General features: G+C 60.7%; 17 protein-coding genes. 9 read left to right on the top strand and 8 right to left on the bottom strand.

Annotated features, from left to right (window positions below):
- Positions 1-236 precede the first annotated feature (236 nt).
- Positions 237-869: an SCO family protein gene (locus DW49_RS0101880; RefSeq protein ID WP_005621425.1), complete on the top strand. Its 633-nt coding sequence runs from the start codon at positions 237-239 to the stop codon at positions 867-869.
- Positions 870-1,183: 314 nt separating this feature from the next.
- Here DW49_RS0101880 and DW49_RS0101875 read toward each other — a convergent pair whose 3' ends face one another.
- From DW49_RS0101875 to DW49_RS0101865, 3 genes are read right to left on the bottom strand one after another with little or no spacing between them, the layout of a single operon-like run.
- Positions 1,184-1,957, bottom strand: coding sequence for a MetQ/NlpA family ABC transporter substrate-binding protein (locus DW49_RS0101875; RefSeq protein WP_005621435.1), 774 nt, complete (start codon positions 1,955-1,957; stop codon positions 1,184-1,186).
- A 52-nt stretch (positions 1,958-2,009) separates the two neighbouring features.
- Positions 2,010-2,684, bottom strand: a complete 675-nt coding sequence (locus tag DW49_RS0101870) for a methionine ABC transporter permease (protein WP_005621439.1) — start codon at positions 2,682-2,684, stop codon at positions 2,010-2,012.
- The gene (locus DW49_RS0101865; RefSeq protein WP_005621442.1) at positions 2,684-3,691 is read right to left on the bottom strand and encodes a methionine ABC transporter ATP-binding protein; all 1,008 of its coding nucleotides are present in this window, start codon (positions 3,689-3,691) and stop codon (positions 2,684-2,686) included. Before DW49_RS0101865 ends, DW49_RS0101870 begins: the two co-directional genes overlap by 1 nt.
- Before the next feature lie 307 nt (positions 3,692-3,998).
- On the opposite strand from DW49_RS0101865, the gene katE reads away from it, so the two are divergent.
- The gene (gene katE / locus DW49_RS0101860; protein ID WP_005621447.1) at positions 3,999-6,149 is read left to right on the top strand and encodes a catalase HPII; all 2,151 of its coding nucleotides are present in this window, start codon (positions 3,999-4,001) and stop codon (positions 6,147-6,149) included.
- Between the two features lie 200 nt (positions 6,150-6,349).
- Here katE and DW49_RS0101855 read toward each other — a convergent pair whose 3' ends face one another.
- The 4 genes from DW49_RS0101855 to DW49_RS0101840 are packed head-to-tail and all read right to left on the bottom strand — an operon-like array spanning position 6,350 to position 9,162.
- On the bottom strand, positions 6,350-7,066 hold the full coding sequence (locus DW49_RS0101855; protein ID WP_005621449.1) for a PA5502 family lipoprotein: 717 nt from the start codon (positions 7,064-7,066) through the stop codon (positions 6,350-6,352).
- Positions 7,067-7,104: 38 nt separating this feature from the next.
- Positions 7,105-7,893 (bottom strand): zinc ABC transporter permease subunit ZnuB, encoded by a 789-nt coding sequence (gene znuB, locus DW49_RS0101850; protein WP_005621452.1) that lies wholly within the window; start codon positions 7,891-7,893, stop codon positions 7,105-7,107.
- The gene (gene znuC, locus DW49_RS0101845) at positions 7,886-8,680 is read right to left on the bottom strand and encodes a zinc ABC transporter ATP-binding protein ZnuC (RefSeq protein WP_005621455.1); all 795 of its coding nucleotides are present in this window, start codon (positions 8,678-8,680) and stop codon (positions 7,886-7,888) included. Before znuC ends, znuB begins: the two co-directional genes overlap by 8 nt.
- On the bottom strand, positions 8,680-9,162 hold the full coding sequence (locus DW49_RS0101840) for a Fur family transcriptional regulator (protein WP_007247038.1): 483 nt from the start codon (positions 9,160-9,162) through the stop codon (positions 8,680-8,682). Before DW49_RS0101840 ends, znuC begins: the two co-directional genes overlap by 1 nt.
- Positions 9,163-9,229: 67 nt before the next feature.
- Here DW49_RS0101840 and DW49_RS0101835 point away from each other — a divergent pair, with 67 nt between their 5' ends.
- The gene (locus DW49_RS0101835) at positions 9,230-10,165 is read left to right on the top strand and encodes a zinc ABC transporter substrate-binding protein ZnuA (RefSeq protein ID WP_005621461.1); all 936 of its coding nucleotides are present in this window, start codon (positions 9,230-9,232) and stop codon (positions 10,163-10,165) included.
- 182 nt (positions 10,166-10,347) lie between these two features.
- On the opposite strand, the gene betT is transcribed toward DW49_RS0101835, so the two are convergent.
- Positions 10,348-12,303 carry a choline transporter BetT gene (betT, locus tag DW49_RS0101830; protein WP_221033794.1) on the bottom strand — a complete coding sequence of 652 codons (1,956 nt, stop codon included), beginning with the start codon at positions 12,301-12,303 and terminating at the stop codon, positions 10,348-10,350.
- 651 nt (positions 12,304-12,954) lie between these two features.
- Between betT and hutU the strand changes: the two genes are divergently transcribed.
- The 6 genes from hutU to hutH all read left to right on the top strand — a co-directional run bounded on the left by hutU (position 12,955) and on the right by hutH (position 20,642).
- The gene (gene hutU / locus DW49_RS0101825) at positions 12,955-14,652 is read left to right on the top strand and encodes a urocanate hydratase (protein ID WP_024420719.1); all 1,698 of its coding nucleotides are present in this window, start codon (positions 12,955-12,957) and stop codon (positions 14,650-14,652) included.
- A 112-nt stretch (positions 14,653-14,764) separates the two neighbouring features.
- Positions 14,765-15,733 (top strand): ABC transporter substrate-binding protein, encoded by a 969-nt coding sequence (locus tag DW49_RS0101820; RefSeq protein WP_005621469.1) that lies wholly within the window; start codon positions 14,765-14,767, stop codon positions 15,731-15,733.
- Positions 15,734-15,806: 73 nt separating this feature from the next.
- A complete protein-coding gene (locus DW49_RS0101815; protein WP_003380009.1) occupies positions 15,807-16,658 on the top strand; it encodes an ABC transporter permease in 852 nt (283 codons plus the stop codon).
- Entirely contained in the window at positions 16,655-17,485 is an 831-nt protein-coding gene (locus DW49_RS0101810) for a quaternary amine ABC transporter ATP-binding protein (RefSeq protein ID WP_003380008.1), read from the top strand. Before DW49_RS0101815 ends, DW49_RS0101810 begins: the two co-directional genes overlap by 4 nt.
- Before the next feature lie 12 nt (positions 17,486-17,497).
- Positions 17,498-19,039, top strand: coding sequence for an HAL/PAL/TAL family ammonia-lyase (locus tag DW49_RS0101805; RefSeq protein ID WP_005621471.1), 1,542 nt, complete (start codon positions 17,498-17,500; stop codon positions 19,037-19,039).
- A gap of 55 nt (positions 19,040-19,094) precedes the next feature.
- On the top strand, positions 19,095-20,642 hold the full coding sequence (gene hutH / locus DW49_RS0101800) for a histidine ammonia-lyase (RefSeq protein ID WP_005621473.1): 1,548 nt from the start codon (positions 19,095-19,097) through the stop codon (positions 20,640-20,642).
- Positions 20,643-20,681: the final 39 nt, after the last annotated feature.

Below are 20,681 nucleotides of genomic sequence, written 5' to 3'. Positions count from 1 at the left end.
TGTCTACACCCTCTAGGCTCTGTACGAAAAGTGGCTGCGCTCGGTGATGCTGCGTTAAAAACAGGCTCGGAATGCTCATTTACAACCCGTAGAGTCGAACGCGACCACGGCCGTTCCTCGCCTGTTTTTGCCTTGCCTGACCTTCGCTCGCCGACTTTTCGTACAGAGCCTAGGCTCGACACGCGATATGGGCGATCATCCCCGGCTGAATACCGATCATTACCTGCGTTGATGCCATGACCCGTGCCCAGAAAACCGTTTTTATTGTCGCCGCCATTGTAGCCCTCGTTCTGGGCCTCGTGCTCAGCCGCCTGCTGCCTGGTGGCGGGCCGAACAATCAGGCTGCGCTTAATGAGGCAGGTATTGTTCTGCTGCCGAAAAGCCGGAAGTTGCCAGCGCTGAGCATGATCGACCAAAACGGTGCGGCAGTGGCCCTTGATGGCTTGAAAGACCAGTGGACGCTGATGTTCTTCGGCTACACGTTCTGCCCGGACATCTGCCCGACGACGCTGGCGCAGATAAAGCAGATTCGCAGTGAATTACCCAAGGCAGCGCTCGAGCGAATGCGCGTGGTGCTGGTCAGCGTTGACCCCAACCGCGACACCCCGCAGCAACTCAAGGAATACCTGAGCTATTTCGACCCCCAGTACATCGGCCTGACCGCGCCAGTGGCCGACATCCAGAAACTGGCCAACAGCGTGAGCATTCCGTTCATACCCGCCGATACCAGCAAACCGAATTACTTTGTCGACCACAGCGGCAACCTGGCCCTGATCGGCCCGGACGGCACCCAACGAGGCTTTATCCGCGCCCCGCTGAATAACCAGAAACTGGCGAAGCAATTGCCGGGGTTGCTGGAGAGGGATTAGGCAGGGCATTGCAAGGGGCGTCATTGAGCGCTGGTTCCGCACAGCGATGGGCTGCGAAGCGACCCTGAAACAGGTTACCTCGGTTATGCCTGATGTACCGCATGCAACGGTTTTGCTGCCGGTTCCCGGCAGTTCGCGAGCAAGCTCGCTCCCACAGAAGCCATGTACTCGATGTCCATGTGGGAGCGAGCTTGCTCGCGAAGACGGACTGACTGAGGTTACAACGGCTGCGGAGCGGCCCCGAACCGGGACACCTCGGTTGTGTCTGGCACTCCGAGGCGGCCGTTTTGCAGGTATGACGCAGCGCAATCAGATCAAAACGCCGGAACCACAGCGCCTTTGTACTTCTCGGCCAGGAAGGTTTTCACTTCAGGGCTTTGCAGGGCTGCGACCAGTTTCTTGATGGCGTCCGAGTCCTTGTTGTCCGGGCGGGTAACCAGGATGTTCGCGTAAGGCGAATCGGCACCTTCGATGATCAACGCATCCTTGGTCGGATCGAGCTTGGCGCTCAGCGCGTAGTTGGTGTTGATCAGCGCCAGATCGACCTGGGTCAGCACGCGTGGCAGCGTGGCAGCTTCCAGCTCGCGAAATTTCAGGTCTTTCGGGTTGTTCACGACATCCGACGGCTTGGACAGGATGTTGCTTGGGTCTTTCAGCGTGATCAGACCCGCCTTGGCCAACAACAGCAAGGCACGGCCTTCGTTGGTGGCGTCGTTGGGCAGCGCGACGTTGGCACCGTTAGGCAGCTCTTCCAGCTTCTTGAACTTGTCCGAGTACGCGCCGAAGGGTTCTACGTGAACCTTGGCCACTGCGACCAGATCAGTACCCTTGCCCTTGTTGTACTCATCCAGATACGGCTGATGCTGGAAGAAGTTCGCGTCCAGATGCTTCTGCGACACCTGTGCGTTGGGCTGGATGTAATCGTTGAATACCTTGATCTCCAGGTCCACACCCTCTTTGGCGAGGGTTGGTTTTACGAACTCGAGGATCTCGGCGTGCGGCACGGCAGAGGCCGCGACGGTCAGGGTTTCGTTGGCCTGCACGGACAAGGCGGTAACAGCGGCGAATATGGCCAATAACTTCTTCATGCAACAACTCCTTTGAGGCCCGCAAAAGGCGGGCCGATGCCAACTGATTCGGTCAACGGTGGGTGAAGTGTGCGACCAGTCTGTCGCCGATGGTCTGCAGAATCTGCACCAGTACCAGCAACAATACGACCGTCACGAACATCACATCGTTCTGGAAGCGTTGATAACCGTAACGAATTGCCAGATCGCCCAGCCCGCCTGCACCTACCGCACCCGCCATGGCGGTGAAGGACACCAGCGCGATCGCAGTGACGGTAATCGCCGCCAGAATGCCGGGGCGAGCTTCGGGCAGCAGTGCCTTGACGATGATCTGCCGGGTGGTGGCGCCCATTGCCTGTGTGGCTTCGATGATGCCGCGATCCACTTCACGCAATGCGGTCTCCACCAGACGCGCAAAAAACGGCGTGCCGCCGGCAATCAGCGGCGGCAGCGTGCCGAGAATGCCCAAGGATGTGCCAGTGATGATTTCGGTCAGCGGCATCATCACGATCAGCAGAATGATGAACGGCAGCGCGCGCAGCATATTCACGATCAAACCGACCGTGGCGTACAGCTGTTTATGCTCCAGCAACTGACGCGGCGATGTCAGGAACATCAGCACGCCCAGGGGCAGCCCGAGCAGAATGGTGAAACCCAGCGAAACACTGAGCATGATCAGGGTATCGCCGGTGGCGACCCAGATCTCGTACCAGTCGACGTTGGCAAACAGGTTCAGGAAAGCGTCCATCAGCGCAGCACCTCCATATGAACATCGGCAGCGGTGAAGCGCGCAAAGGCAGCGTCCATGTCGCCGCCGGTGATCGCCAGCGTCAGTTGCCCGTAAGGCGTGTCCTTGATGCGGTCGATGCGCCCGGCCAGGATGCTGTAATCGACGCCGGTTTCCCGCGCCACAGTGCCGAGCAAGGGCGCGTAGGTCGCGTCGCCCTGAAAGGTCAGGCGCACGATGCGGCCTTGCACATGGGCGAAGTCGTCACGCTGCTCGTTTTCATCAACCTGATCGTCTTCCTGCACAAAGCGCTTGGTGGTCGAGTGCTGCGGATGCAGAAACACATCCGCGACCTTGCCCTGCTCGACGATCACGCCTGCGTCCATGACCGCGACCTGGTCGCAGACGCGACGAATCACGTCCATTTCGTGGGTGATGAGCACGATGGTCAGCTTCAGCTCGCGGTTGATCTCGGCCAGCAGCTGCAGGACCGACGCAGTGGTCTGCGGGTCCAGCGCGCTGGTGGCTTCGTCACAGAGCAGAATCTTCGGCTTGGTCGCCAGCGCGCGGGCAATACCGACGCGCTGCTTCTGGCCGCCCGACAATTGCGCCGGGTACTTTTTAGCGTGATCGGACAGCCCGACCCGCTCCAGCAACTCGGCCACACGCTGGTCGATCTGCTTGCGGGGCATATCGCCCGCCAGGGTCAGCGGCATTGCCACGTTGTCGGCGACGGTCTTGGAGGCCAGCAGATTGAAGTGCTGGAAAATCATCCCGACCTGCTGCCGAAAGCGCCGCAGGCCGTTGGCGTCGAGCGCGGTGACGTCTTCGCCATCGACCACGATCTGCCCGCCGCTTGGGGTCTCGAGGCGGTTGATCAGGCGCAGCAGCGTGCTTTTGCCGGCACCGGAATGGCCGATGATGCCAAACACCTGGCCGTCGTCGACGCGCAGATTGGTGGGGTGCAGGGCCGGTATTTCCTTGCCTGCCACCCGATAGGTTTTGTGGACGTTATGAAACTCGATCACGGAGCGAACCTTGTGGGGGCGCGTTAAAAAATCAGCGCAGTGGCAGGACGCCACTTGCTTCGTTACCTCGGCCAGATTGAGCCGGGCGCGCATTTTAGCCTGTCCGGCCCGCTGTGCTTAGCATTTATTTGCAGGCAATCCTGCGCAACGGGCATAACGCGACCGCTGATGCCAACGGCTGCAAATCCGACTGAACGGCTGTTTATACGGCCGGTCACTTTCTGAATACCGTGATTTCCCGCTTACGTCAGGGAAGTCGTATTCAGCGAACCCAACTCAACGATTGGGTCGAGATAAGGAGTTTCTGATGGCTAGCAAGAAAGCACCACCTGCGACCGATACGTCAAAAAGCCAGATGGCCGGGACCGATACACCGGACCGGGGCAACACCAACGCCAAGCTGGAGAGCCTCGAGCAATTTCGCTCGGACGCTACCGGCCAGGCGCTGCGCACCAACCACGGCGTAAAAATCTCCGATAACCAGAACACCCTTAAAGTCGGCAGCCGTGGCCCTTCGCTGCTTGAAGACTTCATCATGCGTGAAAAAATCACGCACTTTGACCATGAGCGTATCCCGGAGCGCATCGTCCACGCCCGCGGCACCGCAGCCCATGGCTATTTCCAGACGTATGAAAACCACGGCGCACTCAGCAAGGCGGGTTTTTTGCGCGATCCAGCCGAGAAAACGCCGGTTTTCGTGCGTTTCTCGACCGTTCAGGGGCCACGTGGCTCAGGCGATACCGTGCGCGATGTGCGTGGTTTTGCGGTCAAGTTCTACACCGGCGAAGGCAACTTCGACCTGGTGGGCAACAACATGCCGATCTTCTTTATTCAGGACGCGATCAAGTTTCCGGACTTCGTGCATGCGGTAAAACCTGAACCGCACAACGAAATCCCGACTGGCGGCTCGGCGCACGATACATTCTGGGACTTCGTCTCGCTGGTGCCGGAATCTGCGCACATGGTGCTGTGGACCATGTCCGACCGCGCGATCCCGAAAAGCCTGCGCACCATGCAGGGCTTTGGTATTCACACCTTCCGCCTGATCAATACCGAAGGTAAATCCAGCTTCGTCAAATTCCACTGGAAGCCCAAGTTCGGCGTGTGCTCGCTGGTCTGGGACGAAGCGCAGAAGCTGGCCGGCAAGGACACTGATTTCCACCGCCGCGACCTGTGGGAGTCCATCGAGATGGGCGACTATCCGGAATGGGAACTGGGCGTGCAGATCGTTGCCGAGGAAGACGAACACAAATTCGACTTCGACCTGCTCGATCCGACCAAGATCATCCCGGAAGAACTGGTGCCGGTCACTCCGCTGGGCAAAATGGTGCTGAACCGTAACCCGGACAACTACTTTGCCGAGACCGAGCAGGTTGCCTTCTGCCCGGGCCACATCGTGCCAGGCATCGACTTCTCCAATGATCCGCTGCTGCAAGGCCGCCTGTTCTCCTACACCGACACGCAGATCAGCCGCCTCGGTGGCCCGAACTTCCACGAGATCCCGATCAACCGTCCTATTGCGCCGAACAACAACGGTCAGCGCGATGCCCAGCACCGCACCACCATCGACAAGGGCCGTGCTTCCTACGAGCCGAACTCGATTGATGGCGGCTGGCCGAAAGAAACCCCTGCTGCTGCAGTGGACGGCGGTTTCGAGACTTACCCGGAGCGCGTCGAAGCGCACAAGGTGCGTGAGCGCAGCGAATCGTTCGGCGATCACTTCTCGCAGGCCACCCTGTTCTTCCAGAGCATGAGCCACCACGAGAAAGAGCACATCATCGCGGCCTACAGCTTCGAGTTGGGCAAGGTCGAGCGCGAGTACATTCGTGCCCGTCAGGTCAACGAAATTCTGGCCAACATTGACCTTGAGCTGGCCAGCCGTGTGGCTGCCAACCTTGGCTTGCCTGCGCCGACTGCCGGAACCGTGCCTGCTCGTAAAACATCGGTAAAAGAGTCGCCGGCGTTGAGCCAGGTCAATCTACTGTCGGGCGACATCGTTTCGCGCAAGGTCGCCATCCTTGTCGCCAATGGCGTGGACGGCAAAGCGGTCGAGGCCATGAAGGCCGCACTGGCTGCCAAAGGCGCACATGTCAAGGTACTCGGCCCGACGTCTGCGCCGGTCAAGACTGCTGACGGCAAGAGCCTGCCAGTGGACGCGTCAGCTGAGGGCTTGCCTTCGGTAGCGTTCGACGCGGTGTTTGTGCCGGGCGGCAAGGACTCGGTGAAGGCGTTGAGCACCGATGGCGTGGCGCTGCACTTCATCCTGGAAGCCTACAAGCACCTCAAGGCCATCTCCGTTGCCGGGGAAGCCAAAGAACTGCTGACGTTGCTACGCCTGGAAGAAGATGCAGGCTTGCTGGTGGTGTCCGATAGCAAATCGTTCGAGCCATTCTTCAACGCGATTGCGCAACACCGCGTCTGGGACCGTGAAGTGAAGGCCAAGGCTGTTCCGGCTTGATCTAGGCGCCAGCGCCAGTCTCGTTCTGGCTGGATTATCGTCCCCACGCTCCAGCGTGGGGACGTATTTCTGGACGCTCTGCGTCCGATCTTGAGTATGAGGCGCGGCGCAGATTTGTGACGCGGAGCGTCACGCACGGCATTCCCACGCGGAGCGTGAGGAACGATAGCTGTCCAAAAGTCCGCTTTTGAAAAAGCAGTTCAGGACTTGGCTGGCGTCAAAACGATGTGCGCTTTTTCATTGCGCTCGATTTCCCGACGCAGTTGCAATTCGAAATCCGGATTGGCCTTGACCACCCGTTTGGTCAGCAATGTCGCCAGCCACGGATAGTCTTCGGTGCGCGGCACCACCAGCAGCACTTCACAGTTGAACGCTACGGTATCCGCTGCAATGTCGTCCAGTTGGTGACGCAATGCACGCATATCGCCGATTTTCAGCTCGATGGTCGTGCTTTCTGCCGACGGATCAACCAGTTTGGCCACCCTTCTGTCCTCAGCCGCTTTCAGGTCCGCCTCGGCTTTTTCAAGCTCCGCCTTGCGTGCATGAGCGATGGCACCGTTGACACCACTGGTCAACGCTGGCGCTTTGGGCATCAGTGCCCGCGCACGAGACAATGCGCTGGCCGCCGCATTCATGTCGCCCTTCTGCAGGCTTATCTGGCTACGGCTCAGGTAGGCCTCTGCCAGACGTCGCTGAAACGGCTCCAGGCGGATGTCGGCAGCATTGGCGGCTTGTAACGTTGCGAGTTGATCCTCGGCCGTCGCCAGCTCGTTGCTGGCGATGTTCTGTTCAAGCTGCGCAAAGGCGTCAGGCTGAACCTGGGAGGCAGGCGTTTCTACCGTAGGCGCGCTTTGACAGGCACCCAACAGGATGGAAAATGCGACAAGCAGCAGATAGCGTGGGGCGAACGGCTTCATTCCTGCGATTCTCTAGTTTGCGCAAAAAACGAGCAAGTCTACACCGCTCGCTTGGGTAGAACAAAGCTGAGCAAGAACAGCGCAGCCGCAGATACCACTATAGACGGTCCGGCCGGGGTGTCTTTGAACCATGATAACGATAGCCCGACACACACGGCTATCACGCCCAGCACGCTTGCGCCCAGTGCCATCTGCTCCGGCGAGCGGGCGTGACGTTGTGCCGCAGCGGCAGGGATGATCAGAAGCGAGGTAATCAGCAAGACCCCGACGATTTTCATCGCAACGGCGATTACCACGGCGATCAGCAGCATCAATGCCATGCGCAATGCGGCAACGGGCAGGCCTTCGACACGGGCCAGCTCTTCATGCACAGTCATTGCCAGCAGCGGCCGCCACAGCGCCACGATCAACACCAGCACCAACGCGCTGCCGCCCAGAATCCAGGCCAGGTCGGTCGGGCTGATCGCCAGCAGGTCGCCGAACAGATAGGCCATCAGATCGATACGCACTTCGTGCATGAAGCTGAGCACCACCAGCCCGAGCGACAGGGTGCTTGGCGCAAGGATCCCCAGCAACGTATCTGACGCCAGCGGCTGACGCTGCTGCAAGGTGACCAGCAATACCGCCAGCAGCAGGCAACCGAACGTCACCGCGATGGTCGGGCTGATATCCAGCAAAAAGCCCAGCGCCACGCCGAGCAATGCGGCGTGGGACAGCGTGTCGCCGAAATACGCCATGCGCCGCCAGACCACAAAAGACCCCAGCGGGCCGGCAACCAGCGCCAGGGCAACGCCTGCGAGCAAGGCATACAGTAGAAAGTCAGCCATGCTTGCAGCTGTCTCCATGAACATGAGTGTGAGGGTGCGCAGCCGTTGGCGCGTCGTTCACTACCGCGCCATGCAGGTCGTGCGCATGGTCGTGATGGTGGTGATAGATCGCCAACGGCTGCGCATTCTTGCCGAACAGTTCGACGAACGCCGGGTCATGGCTGACCTGCTCGGGATGACCGGAGCAGCAGACGTGGCGATTCAGGCACACCACCTGGTCGGTGGTGCTCATGACCAGATGCAGATCGTGGGACACCATCAGCACGCCGCACTGGTGGCGGTCGCGCAAACGGGTGATGAGGCTGTACAACTCGGCCTGCCCGGCGACATCGACGCCCTGCACGGGCTCGTCGAGCACCAGTAATTCAGGCTTGCGCAACAAGGCGCGGGCCAGCAGTACGCGCTGCATCTCGCCGCCGGAAATACCCTGTAGCGGGCTGTCGATGACCTTTTCAGCGCCGACTTCTTCAAGCGCCGACTGCGCGGCTACGCGGTCCACACCCGGCACCAGGCGCAGGAAACGCAGCACCGACAGCGGCAGGGTCTGATCCACATGCAGCTTTTGCGGCATGTACCCGACACGCAGCTTCGGCTTGCGCCAGACCGTTCCCGAGTCTGGCTTGAGCAAGCCCAGCACGGCACGCACCAAGGTAGTTTTGCCTGCGCCATTGGGGCCGATCAGCGTGACGATCTCGCCGGGGCGCACGCTCAGCTGGATGTTGTCCAGCACGCTCTGCCCCGACAACGTGACGGCGACCTGTTCCAGGCGTATCAGTGCTTCGGCCATCAGGCGGCCTTGCAACCAGCGCACACGCCGACAATTTCGACCGTCTGGCCTTCGACCGCAAAACCAACGCCAGCAGCAGCATCGACGACGGCATTGCTGATCGCTGGATGCTGCAATTCGATGGCGGCGTGACACAGGCGGCAGATCAGAAACTGGCCCTGATGCGCGTGGGTCGGGTGGTTGCAGCCGGTAAAGGCGTTGAGCGACGCGATGCGGTGCACCAGGCCGTTTTCCAGGAGAAAATCCAGAGCCCGGTAAACGGTGGGCGGTGCAGCACGGCGACCGTCTTCTTCACTGAGCACCGCGAGGATGTCGTAGGCACCCAGCGGCTTGTGGCTTTGCCAGACCAGTTCGAGCACGCGGCGGCGCAATGTGGTCAGGCGCAGACCCTGTTGTGTGCACAGCGTTTCAGCTTCGGCAAGGGCCGAATGCACGCAGTGCGAATGATCATGGGGGCGACTGGCCAGGGGAGTATTGGGCATGAGCAGCGACGATATTGGCTAGAGACGTTATTATGTTACCTGTTCCTGGCTTATATGAGTGATTCGAGTGCGCCGTCTTTTCAATCTTGTTGCTGTTTTCTGGGTCAGCCTGCTGATCATCGCCCCTGCTCAGGCCGAGGTTCGGGTGCTGACCAGTATCAAGCCATTGCAGCTGATCGCGGCGGCTGTGCAGGACGGCGTGGGTAAGCCCGAGGTGCTTTTGCCGCCGGGCGCGTCCCCGCATAACTATGCACTGCGCCCATCCGACGTACGGCGCGTGGGGGAAGTCGAGTTGCTTTACTGGATCGGCCCGGACATGGAAACCTTCCTGCCGCGCGTTATCCAGAGCCGCAAACTGCCTTCGGTGGCTGTGCAATCGTTGCCGGGCATGCATTTGCGTCACTTTGGCGAAGACAACGCCTCGCATGATGATCACGATCATGACCACGATGCCGACGAGCATGACCACAATCATCGCCCCGGCAGCCTGGACTCGCACCTGTGGCTGTCGACCGTCAACGCACGGGTCATCGCCGCAAAAATGGCCGCTGACCTGAGCGCTGCGGACCCTGCCAATGCAGCCCGCTACGCCAGTAACGCCGATGCGTTCAGCAAACGTCTGGACGCACTGGACACGCGCATCAAGGGCCGTGTCAGCGTGGTTGCGGGCAAGCCGTACTTCGTGTTCCACGAGGCGTTCGATTATTTCGAAGAGGCGTACGGGCTCAAGCACGCAGGCGTATTCGCCATCGCCGCCGAGATCCAGCCCGGCGCGCAGCACGTGGCCGCAATGCGGGAGCGCTTGAAGGCTGCAGGCAAGACCTGCGTCTTCAGCGAACCGCCCCTGCGCGCCCGCCTGGCAGAAACGCTGAGCGCAGGCCTGCCGGTGAAACTGGCAGAACTCGACGCACTGGGCGGCTACACCCCGGCCACCGCGCAAGGTTACGAGCAGGTACTGGAAAAGCTGGCCAATGACCTGACGGGCTGCCTGAGCAGTCTTTGAGTGCCCACAACCATCGTGCGACGCTCCGCGTAGGGAACGATAATCTCAATCACGCCCCTATCGTGCGACGCTCCGCGTCGCATGCCGTTCTGGACGCTCCGCGTCCTCTTTATGTGAAGCAGAGCGTCACCCACGGCATTCCCACGTGAGGAACGATAAGTGTTCCCTGCGCCCCGCCCCTGTCAACGCACCAGATGCAGAAACTGCATGTGTCGCTCGTACTGGTCGAGTACGTCGTTGATCACCTGTTCCTTGGTATAGCCCACCAGATCGTAGTCCTGGCTGCCTTCGCTCAGGTGAACCTCGGCGCGGTAGTAGCGGCGGTTGTTCAGCTGTTTGGAGCCCATGCCGCCACGCGCGAACGACGGGGTGAAGAAGCCTTTCATCTGCACCTGGTAGATGAACGGGCGCTCTTCGCCGTGACCGATTTCCAGGGTCACCGAGTCGTTGGACGGGTCGGGAACGTTGACCACGTTCAGGCCCTTCTCGACAAACACCGCCGTCACTTCATCAATCGCCTGACGCACGGTCTGGTCGAGGAAGCGATACACCTCGTCTCGCGACGGATAGTGCACGGCCTGGCTCAGGCGCTGACGCCAGCCGCCGCGTCGTGAACCGGACACTGGCGCCAGCGAGTACATCTGCGCGATCTGGCGCTGGGATTCCATGACAAACGCCTTGTGCAGGCCCCACATCATCAGCAGCAGGATCAGCGAGAACGGCAGCGAGGTCAGCACCACCGCCGACTTCAACGCATCGATACTGCCCGAGAACAACAGGCCGCTGGTGATCAGCGCCGTCGCCACACCCCAGAACACACGCAACCATTTCGGGCCGTCTTCGTCAGGGTTGCCGCCTTTGGCCGAAAGCGTCGACAGCACCACGGTGCCCGAATCGGCCGACGTGACGAAGAACACGAAGCTGATGAACACCGTGACCGCGATGACCGTCTTGCTCCACGGGTAGGTTTCCAGCAGCAGGTACAGCGTCATCGACGGGTCATCGATGGCCGACTGGCCCAGCGCGGCCATGCCGTGGTTGAGCACCTGATCGATGGCGCTGTTGCCGAAGATCGACATCCACGCCAGGGTGAAGCCGAGCGGAATCAGCAGTACACCGAAAACGAATTCTCGGATGGTCCGGCCACGGGAAATACGCGCGATGAACAGGCCCACGAACGGTGCCCAGGCAATCCACCAGGCCCAATAGAACACGGTCCAGCCGCCCAGCCAGTCGCTCGGCTCGTTGTAGGCGTAGACGTCGAAACTCTTGCTCGGCAGCGCGCCCAGGTAGTCACCGATGTTCTGCACCAGCGTGTTGAGCAAATGCTGAGTAGGCCCCGCAAACAACACGAACAGCAGCAGCGCACAGGCCAGAAGCATGTTGATGTCGGACATGACGCGCACGCCCTTGTCGACACCGGCGATGGCCACCAGAATCGCCGCGCCCATCATCAGGGTGATCAGGCCGACCTGAATCCATTGAGTGTGCGGAACGCCGAACAGGTAATCGAGACCGGAGTTAAGGTGCAGCACCCCGAAACCCATGTCTGCGCCAAGCCCGAAGATGGTCGCGATGATGCCGAAGCCATCGACGGCGTAGCCGATAGGGCCGTTGATGCGCTTGCCGATCAGTGGGTACAGCGCCGAACGCAGGGCCAGCGGCAGGTTGTGACGATAGGCGAAGTAGGCCAGCGCCATGCCGACAAAGGCAAACACGCCCCAGCCATGCAGGCCCCAATGCAAAAACAGCAATTGCATGCCCTGACGCGCGGCCTCAGCCGTACCCCCTTCGCCCTGCGGCGGTTGCAGCAAATGCGTCAGCGGCTCTGAAACGCAGAAGAAGAACAGCGTGATGCTGATCCCTGCGGCGAACAGCATGCCGGCCCATGACAGGTAACTGAACTCGGGTTCGTCGTGGTCGGCACCGAGCTTGATCTTGCCGAAGCCCGACAAGGCGGTGACCACCACGAAGACCAGGTACAGGGTCATGACCATCATGTAGTACCAGCCGACCGTGTTGGCCGCCCAGTTCTGCGCGGCCAGCAGCCAGGCGCCGCTGGCTTGCGGGAAGGCGATGACAATGATGCCGAAAATCAGGATGAAACTCGCAGCGAAGTAGAACACTGGAGCGTTCATGCGGACGGTGCCGCTTGAAGAAGTACTCGGAGAACTCATCGTTTACATGCCTCCGGACTGATAAAACCAACTGCAAAAAGCGGATACGGCAAGGGTAAGCCTCCTGTTGTGAGCGGGCAGCGAACCACCGGTTTAACTTGAACGAGCGTTCAATTTAAACATGAAAGTGCCCGCGAAGACTAATCGCAGGCCAGTGAATGCTCGCTCAGGCCTGGGTATGACGCCTGCTTGAGCGGGATCGTTCCCATGCTCAGGCAAGACAATTCAGGCCCCTCAGGCGACGATTTTTGCAGATACCCATGAACCCTCAATGTTGCCCCGCGACCCTGCGCACATTTCCCGCACCATTCTGTTACCTGCCGCCCCAAAAGCGCGCAAATCATGCCTCAGGTAACAATAGTCACCTCGCCTTACAAGCAGAGCACCCGCTTGGGAAAATCCGGAAACCCCTGAAAATACTGGGCTCGCAGGGCCATCGAACAATCAATAAACCACCGCAGGGCAAAGTTGGTCTTTTGATTGCATATGCTTGTATGTACAAGTAGAGACAGGCTAGGCATGCTGTCTTCTATCGGACTGAACCAGCCTGCTTCGCCAGGCGCTGCTCGCCCGTCATCGGGCTGATCCGGATTGATCGCTGAGGATTTTTTTGTGACCGAGAATAATCAAGACCTGAAGCAGAACTGGACCCGCCACCGCGAAGGCGTCGTGCGGGCTGCTCGCGGCACTCAATTGACGGCCAAGAGCTGGATGACCGAAGCGCCGCTGCGCATGTTGATGAACAACCTCGACCCGGAAGTCGCCGAGAACCCCAATGAGCTGGTGGTTTACGGTGGCATCGGCCGCGCGGCGCGCAACTGGGAGTGCTACGACAAGATCGTCGAGAGCCTCACCCAGCTCAACGATGATGAAACCCTGCTGGTGCAGTCCGGCAAGCCGGTCGGCGTGTTCAAGACCCACAGCAACGCCCCGCGCGTGCTGATCGCCAACTCCAACCTGGTGCCGCACTGGGCCAGTTGGGAGCATTTCAACGAACTGGATGCCAAGGGCCTGGCAATGTATGGCCAGATGACCGCCGGCAGCTGGATCTACATCGGCAGCCAAGGCATCGTTCAGGGCACCTACGAAACCTTCGTCGAAGCCGGTCGCCAGCACTATGACGGCAACCTCAAAGGTCGCTGGGTGCTGACCGCAGGCCTGGGCGGCATGGGTGGCGCACAACCGCTGGCCGCGACACTGGCCGGGGCCTGCTCGCTGAACATCGAATGCCAGCAAAGTCGTATCGACTTCCGCATCAAGACGCGCTACGTCGACGAACAGGCGGCTGATCTGGACGACGCACTGGCACGCATCACCAAATACACCGCCGAAGGCAAAGCCATCTCCATCGCCCTGTGCGGCAACGCAGCAGACATTCTGCCGGAAATGGTCCGTCGCGGCGTGCGCCCGGACATGGTCACCGACCAGACCAGCGCCCACGACCCGCTCAACGGTTACCTGCCCAAAGGCTGGACCTGGGACGAGTACCGCGCCCGTTCGGTGAGCGAGCCGGCCGAAGTGGTCAAGGCCGCCAAGCAGTCGATGGCCGAGCACGTCGAAGCCATGCTGGCGTTCCAGCAAGCGGGCATTCCGACCTTCGACTACGGCAACAACATTCGCCAGATGGCCAAGGAAGTCGGCGTCGCCAATGCCTTCGACTTCCCCGGTTTCGTTCCGGCCTACATCCGCCCGTTGTTCTGCCGTGGCATCGGGCCGTTCCGCTGGGCCGCGCTGTCGGGTGACCCACAGGACATCTACAAGACCGACGCCAAGGTCAAAGAGCTGATCCCGGACGACGATCACCTGCATAACTGGCTGGACATGGCCCGCGAGCGCATAAGTTTTCAGGGCTTGCCCGCGCGTATCTGCTGGGTCGGTCTGGGTCAGCGCGCCAAGCTGGGCCTGGCGTTCAACGAAATGGTCCGCAGCGGCGAGCTGTCGGCACCGGTGGTGATCGGTCGCGACCACCTGGACTCCGGCTCGGTCGCCAGCCCCAACCGTGAAACCGAATCCATGCGCGATGGCTCCGATGCCGTCTCCGACTGGCCACTGCTCAACGCCCTGCTCAACACCGCCAGCGGCGCGACCTGGGTGTCACTGCACCACGGCGGCGGCGTCGGCATGGGCTTTTCGCAGCATTCCGGAATGGTCATCGTCTGTGACGGTACGGACGAAGCCGCCGAACGCATCGCCCGCGTACTGCACAACGACCCGGCTACTGGCGTGATGCGCCATGCCGATGCCGGTTACGACATTGCCATCGACTGTGCCAAAGAGCAGGGCTTGAACCTGCCGATGATCGGACGTTAAGGGGTCTGCGGTTATCAAACCGACAGACTCGGGGAACGGGCATGAGCATGCCCACGGGCCGGATGCCTACTTGAAGCTGCCGTCATCCATTTCAAGCTTGGGAGCATCGACAATGAATATGAAAAAGGCCCTGTTGACCACCTTGGTATCCGCAGGCTTGCTCGCCAGTGCAGGCGCAAGTCAGGCTGCCGGCTGGTGCGAATCAGGCAAGCCGGTGAAGTTCGCTGGCCTGAACTGGGAAAGCGCGATGCTGCTGACCGACGTGCTGCAGGTGATTCTGGACAAGGGTTACGGCTGCGCCGTGGACGCCCTGCCCGGCAACTCCATCGCCATGGAGAACGCCCTGAGCACCAACGACATTCAGGTTTTCGCCGAAGAATGGGTCGGCCGCAGTGAGGTCTGGAACAAGGCCGCCGCAGCCGGAAAAGTGGTCGGTGTCGGCGCGCCTATCGTCGGCGCTGTAGAAGGCTGGTATGTGCCGCGTTACGTGATCGAAGGCGACGCCAAGCGCAAGCTGGAAGCCAAGGCACCCAACCTGAAATCCATCAGCGATCTGGCTCAATATTCGGCGGTGTTCAAGGATCAGGAAGAGCCCGGCAAAGGCCGTTTCTATAACTGCCCGGCGGGCTGGACCTGCGAGCTGGAAAACAGCGAAATGCTCAAGAGCTACGGCCTGGAAAACAAATACACCAACTTCCGCCCCGGCACTGGTCCTGCGCTGGATGCGGCTATTCTGTCCAGCTACAAACGTGGCGAGCCGATCCTGACCTACTACTGGTCGCCAACGCCGTTGATGGGCCAGGTGGATCTGGTACGTCTGGAAGAGAAAGCCGGGGTCGACAAGACCATCGACATCAAAGTCGGTGTGTCCAAAGTGTTCCACGAACAGGCACCTGAGCTGATCGCGGTACTGGAAAAGGTCAACCTGCCTATCGATTTGCTCAACCAGAACCTGGGGCGCATGGCCAAGGAACGCATCGAATCGCCGAAGCTGGCGAAAATTTTCCTGAAAGAGCACCCGGAAGTCTGGCACAAATGGGTCAGTGAAGACGCCGCGAAAAAGGTGGACGCCTCGCTGTAAACGCCGGGGCAGCCAGCCTGACGAGCCGTCTGCCCTGACCGTTGACCCGACACACCTCATTTGAGAGCCGCTTATGTTTCCTGAAAGCTTCACTTTCTCGATCGCCAACTGGGTCAACGACGGGGTCGACTCGCTGGTGACTCAGTATGGCGATGTGTTCCGGCACATCTCCGAGACCCTGCTGTGGGCCATCGTCAACCTCGAAGGCCTGCTGCGCATGGCGCCGTGGTGGTTGATGCTGATCATCGTCGGCGGTATCGCCTGGCACGCGACGCGCAAAATCATCACGACGCTGGTGATCGTCGGCCTGCTGTTTCTGGTCGGTGCGGTCGGGTTGTGGGACAAGCTGATGCAGACACTGGCGCTGATGCTGGTCGCCACGATCATTGCGGTGCTGATCGGCATTCCGCTGGGCATTCTCTCCGCGCGCAGCAATCGCCTGCGCTCGGTGCTGATGCCGCTGCTGGACATCATGCAGACCATGCCCAGCTTCGTTTACCTGATCCCGGTGCTGATGCTGTTCGGTCTGGGCAAGGTCCCGGCCATCTTCGCAACGGTGATCTACGCCGCGCCGCCATTGATTCGTCTGACCGATCTGGGCATTCGTCAGGTCGATGGCGAAGTGATGGAAGCGATCAACGCCTTCGGAGCCAATCGCTGGCAGCAACTGTTCGGCGTGCAACTGCCACTGGCCATGCCGAGCATCATGGCCGGCATCAACCAGACCACCATGATGGCGCTGTCGATGGTGGTCATCGCCTCGATGATCGGCGCACGCGGGCTGGGCGAGGATGTGCTGGTGGGCATTCAGACCCTCAACGTCGGACGCGGGCTGGAAGCCGGCCTTGCCATCGTCATTCTGGCGGTCGTCATCGACCGTATCACGCAGGCCTATGGCCGCCCACGGCATGAGGCGCACAAATGAGCAGCGTGGAACCGAACAAGATCGTCGTTAAAAACGTGTTCAAGATTTTTGGCAACCGCTCGAAGGAAGCACTGGCGCTGATCAAACAGAACCAGAGCAAGGATCAGGTACTGGCGCAGACCGGCTGCGTGGTGGGGGTCAACGACCTGTCGCTGTCGATCGGCAGTGGCGAGATTTTCGTCATCATGGGCCTGTCCGGCTCCGGCAAATCGACGCTGGTGCGCCACTTCAACCGACTGATAGACCCGACCAGCGGTGAAATCCTGGTCGATGGCGAAGACATCCTGCGCTACGACATGGAGGCCCTGCGCCAATTTCGTCGGCACAAGATCAGCATGGTGTTTCAGAGCTTCGGCCTGCTGCCGCACAAGACCGTGCTGGCCAACGTCGCCTACGGCCTGACAGTGCGCGGCGAGAGCAAGGCGCTGTGTCAGGAACGCGCGCAGCACTGGGTCACGACCGTTGGCCTGAAGGGCTACGAAAACAAATACCCGCACCAGCTTTCCGGTGGCATGCGCCAGCGCGTTGGCCTGGCGCGAGCACTGGCGGCCGACACCGACATCATTCTGATGGACGAAGCGTTCAGCGCCCTTGACCCGTTGATACGCGCCGAGATGCAGGACCAGTTGCTGGAACTGCAAGCCAGCCTGCACAAGACCATCGTGTTCATCACCCACGATCTGGACGAAGCGGTACGCATCGGCAATCGCATCGCGATCCTCAAGGACGGGCGATTGATTCAGGTCGGTACGCCGAAAGAAATTCTCCACTCGCCCGCCGACGATTACGTGGACCGTTTCGTTCAGCGCCGTGTGGCCACCCTTTAAGGACTGTTGCAGATGTCGCGAGCAGAACAGATCGTCATCGGTGAAGCCCCGTCGGGCTGGCAGGACGTGGTCGCAGTGGCCCGACACGGCGCACAACTGCGCCTGTCGGACGCCGCCTGGGCGCGGATCGATAACGCCCAGGCCATCGTCCAGCAAATCGTCGTCAGCGGCGAACGCGCGTATGGCGTGAACACCGGGCTCGGCGCGCTGTGCAACGTGTCACTGCAAGGCGAACAGCTCAGCCGTCTGTCGCGCAATACCCTGCTCAGCCACGCCTGCGGCGTCGGTGCGCCGTTGGCTGACGAGCAAACCCGCGCAATCATCTGCGCCGCCATTCTCAACTACAGCCAAGGCAAATCCGGCATTCACCGGCAGGTGGTCGAGGCGCTGCTGGCCTTGCTCAACCGGGGCATAACGCCACACGTGCCATCGCAGGGTTCGGTGGGTTACCTGACCCACATGGCACACGTCGGCATCGCGTTGCTGGGCGTGGGTCAGGTCAGTTATCGCGGGCATATCGTCGCGGCTGAACAGGCTTTGAAAGAGGAGGGTCTGGCCCCGGTAATACTCGGCGCCAAGGACGGGCTGTGCCTGGTCAACGGCACGCCGTGCATGACCGGCCTGAGCTGCCTGGCTATCGCCGATGCCGAGCGTCTGAGCCAATGGGCCGACGTGATCGGCGCCATGACTTTTGAAGCCCTGCGCGGCCAACTCGATGCCTTCGATGAAAGCATTCTTGCGCTCAAGCCGCATCCGGGCATGCAGCAGGTGGGCAAAAACCTGCGCAGAGTGTTGGCAGGCAGCGAAGTGCTGTCCAGCAGCCAGGGCATTCGCACGCAGGACGCGCTGAGCATTCGCTCGATTCCCCAAGTGCATGGCGCAACCCGTGACCAGTTGGTCCATGCCATTCGCCAGATAGAGACCGAACTGAACTCGGTCACCGATAACCCGATGCTGCTCGGCACGCCCGACGCCTGGCGCGTGGTGTCGCAAGCCAACCCGCATGGTCAGTCGGTGGCGATGGCGGCGGATTTGCTGTGCATGGCGATGGCCGAACTGGGCTCCATCGCCGAGCGGCGGCTGGATCGCCTGATCAACCCGATGGTCAGCGGCCTGCCGGCGTTTCTGGTCAGCCAGCCGGGGGTCAACTCGGGAATGATGATCGTCCAATATGTCGCCGCTTCGTTGTGCGCGGAAAACCGCCAGTTGGCCCAGCCCGCAGTGGTCGACAACTACGTGACCTCCGGCCTGCAGGAAGATCACCTGAGCCTGGGCACCAGCGCCGCGCTCAAGCTGCACAAGGTGCTGGGCAATGCCACACAGATTCTGGCCATCGAATATTTGCTGGCAGCCCAAGCGTTCGAATTCCTCAAGGCGCAAGGTTTTGGCGTGGGCACGGGGGCTGCGTGGCGACTGCTGCGCGAACGGGTTCCGGCCTACGACGAAGACCGCTGGCTGGCCCCCGACATCGCCAGCAGCGCTGCCCTGCTCAAAGACGAAACATCGCTGGAAAGGGTTTTCCAGCACTGCTGCAATCACGCGGCAAACCTATAAAAAGCGGCTGACGGCCACACGCCGTTGCTGACATCAATCAAGGAGTAGCTGCACCGTGACCACTTTATCTGCCAAGACGCTGAATCTGATCCCCGGCCAACTGACCCTTGCGCAACTGCGCGCCATTCACCAACAGCCGGTCAGCCTGACACTGGACAGCAGCGCGAACCAGCAGATCGACGACAGCGTAGCCTGCGTTGAGCGCATTCTGGCCGAGAACCGCACTGCTTACGGCATCAACACCGGTTTCGGCCTGCTGGCCTCGACGCGGATTGCCAGCGAGGACCTGGAAAACCTGCAGCGTTCACTGGTGCTGTCGCATGCGGCCGGTGTCGGCAAACCGATCAGCGATGATCTGGTGCGACTGATCATGGTGCTCAAGGTCAACAGCCTGAGCCGTGGTTTCTCGGGTATTCGTCGGGTGGTAATCGATGCGTTGATCGCGCTGATCAATGCCGAGGTCTACCCGCACATCCCGCTCAAGGGCTCGGTCGGCGCATCCGGAGACCTGGCTCCGCTGGCGCATATGTCGCTGGTGCTGCTGGGCGAAGGCAAGGCACGTTACAAGGGCGAATGGCTGAACGCTGTCGATGCACTTGCCGTTGCTGGCCTGAAACCGCTGACCCTCGCCGCCAAGGAAGGGCTGGCACTGCTCAACGGCACCCAGGTTTCCACCGCGTATGCACTGCGCGGCTTATTCGAGGGCGAAGACCTGTTCGCCGCCGCTTTGACCTGCGGTTCTCTGACCGTCGAAGCGGTGCTCGGCTCACGCTCGCCGTTCGATGCGCGTATTCATGCGGCACGCGGTCAGCGCGGGCAGATCGATGCAGCGGCCTGCTACCGCGATCTGTTGGGCGAAAGCAGTGGCGTGTCGGAATCGCACCGCAACTGCGACAAGGTTCAGGACCCCTACTCGCTGCGCTGCCAGCCACAGGTGATGGGCGCGTGCCTGACCCAGTTGCGTCAGGCCGCTGAGGTGCTGGAAATCGAATCGAATGCAGTGTCCGATAACCCGCTGGTGTTCGCCGCCGAGAACGACGTCATATCCGGTGGCAATTTTCACGCAGAGCCTGTCGCCATGGCGGCGGACAATCTGGCGCTGGCCATCGCCGAGATCGGCTCGCTCAGCGAGCGCCGCATTTCGCTGATGATGGACAAGCACATGTCGCAGTTGCCGCCCTTCCTGGTGGCCAACGGAGGCGTCAATTCCGGCTTCATGATCGCGCAGGTCACGGCCGCCGCGCTGGCCAGTGAAAACAAGGCGCTGGCCCATCCGCACAGTGTCGACAGTCTGCCGACCTCCGCCAATCAGGAAGACCATGTGTCGATGGCCCCGGCTGCCGGCAAGCGGTTATGGGAAATGGCAGAAAACGTTCGCGGGATTCTTGCCGTAGAATGGTTGGCTGCCTGCCAGGGGCTGGACTTGCGTGAAGGCCTGAAAACCTCCGCAAAGCTGGAGCAAGCCCGCAGCCTGTTGCGCAGCAAGGTCCCGTTCTATGAAAAGGACCGCTTTTTTGCACCGGACATCGAAGCTGCCAGTCAGCTGTTGTCCTCCACTTGCCTGAACCCGCTGGTTCCTGCACGTCTGCTACCGAGTCTGTGATGCACCGCGAGCCTGGCAGGGCTCGCTTTGGTCATTGCT

It is taken from the genome of Pseudomonas avellanae BPIC 631 (assembly GCF_000444135.1).
Lineage (GTDB): Bacteria > Pseudomonadota > Gammaproteobacteria > Pseudomonadales > Pseudomonadaceae > Aquipseudomonas > Aquipseudomonas avellanae.
Note: the sequence above shows the minus strand (reverse complement) of the source record. Positions and strands in the feature narration are given on the sequence as shown.